2 protein-coding genes are annotated in these 1,439 nt (G+C 76.7%); one reads left to right on the forward strand and one right to left on the reverse strand.

The window, feature by feature from the left end:
• Positions 1-90 precede the first annotated feature (90 nt).
• On the reverse strand, positions 91-777 hold the full coding sequence (locus G3I53_RS14220) for a pyridoxamine 5'-phosphate oxidase family protein (RefSeq protein WP_164332593.1): 687 nt from the start codon (positions 775-777) through the stop codon (positions 91-93).
• Between the two features lie 35 nt (positions 778-812).
• Between G3I53_RS14220 and G3I53_RS14225 the strand changes: the two genes are divergently transcribed.
• Positions 813-1,439: GntR family transcriptional regulator (locus G3I53_RS14225; protein ID WP_164438408.1), on the forward strand; the 627-nt coding region annotated here is incomplete at its 3' end.

The raw sequence follows: 1,439 nt of genomic DNA on the forward strand, positions 1-1,439 counted from the left end.
CCGGCGCCGGCCGGGGGGAGCGGGACCGCCCGCCTCACCGGTGCACGCGTGTCCCGGGCGCCGTCCCGGAGGCCCGTGGGCAGGGGCGGGTCAGCGTGCGGCGGACGCCAGGTAGGCGGGCAGGGCGGTGCCGGGGGCCAGGTCCGGGTCGGGGAGCGGGGTGCCGTAGGTCCGGCGCAGGGGGAGGACGCCGGCCCAGTACGGGAGGGCGAGGTCCTCGGGCTCGTCGTTGACCCCGCCGGTGCGGACCTTGGCGGAGACCTCGGCCAGGTCGACGCGGATCACGGCGGTGGCGGCGAGTTCCTTCTTGTCGGCCGGGCGGCAGTCGGCGGCCCGGCCGGGCACCGCCTGCTCGACGAGGGAGTCCAGGGCCCGGCACTTCTCCTCGGGGTCGGTCACGTCGTGGGCGAGGCCGTGCACCACCACGGAGCGGTAGTTGACGGAGTGGTGGAAGGCGGAGCGGGCCAGCACCAGGCCGTCGACGTGGGTGACCGTGAGGCACACGGGCAGGCCGGAGCCGGCGCGGCCCGTGTCGCGCAGCGGCCGTGAGCCGGTCGAGCCGTGCACGTAGAGGCGCTCGCCGACGCGGCTGTAGAGGGTGGGCAGGACCACCGGGGCGCCGTCGCGGACGAAGCCGAGGTGGCAGACACAGCCCTCGTCGAGTATCGCGTGCACCGACTCCTTGTCGTAGGAGGCCCGTTGGGCGGCGCGGGTCGGGACGGTGCGTCCGGTGGGCGCGTACGACGGCGGTGGCTGCTGCGGCGGGGTCCCCGGCATGGCGTTCTCCATTGCACTAGTGCATAATTGGCTTTGTGCTAGGAGAATATCGGATCACCGGGAGCCGTGCGGCGGAGATTTCCGCCAGCATCGAGCGCGGGGTCGGCGAAGGGGCGCTGCGCCCCGGTCAGCCGCTGCCTCCCCTCCGGGAGCTGGCGGAGCGGCTCGGGGTCAACCCCAACACCGTCGCCGCGGCCTACCGGACCCTGCGGGAGCGCGGGGTCATCGAGACCGCGGGCCGGCGCGGGAGCCGGGTGCGGGCCAAACCGGCCACCACCGTGCGCGACCTCATCCGGGTGGAGGTGCCGGAGGGCGTGCGCGACCTCTCCGAGGGCAACCCCGACCCCGCCCTGCTGCCCCCGCTCGCCGGGGTGCTCGCCGCCGCGGCCGCGCAGGGCGACCGCGACCCGGTGCTCTACGGCGGTGACCCGGTCGCCCCCGAACTGGCCCGGCCGGCCCGGGCGGGCCTCGACGCCGACGGCGTCCCGGACGGGCCCCTCGCCGTCACCTCCGGCGCCCTGGACGGCATCGAACGCGTGCTGGCGGCCCACCTCAGGCCCGGGGACGCGGTCGCCGTGGAGGACCCCGGCTGGGGGAGCCTGCTGGACCTGGTCCCCGCGCTCGGGCTGCGCACGCGGCCGGTCGGGGTCGACGACGAGGGC

This window comes from Streptomyces sp. SID14436 (assembly GCF_010548465.1).
Classification (GTDB): domain Bacteria; phylum Actinomycetota; class Actinomycetes; order Streptomycetales; family Streptomycetaceae; genus Streptomyces.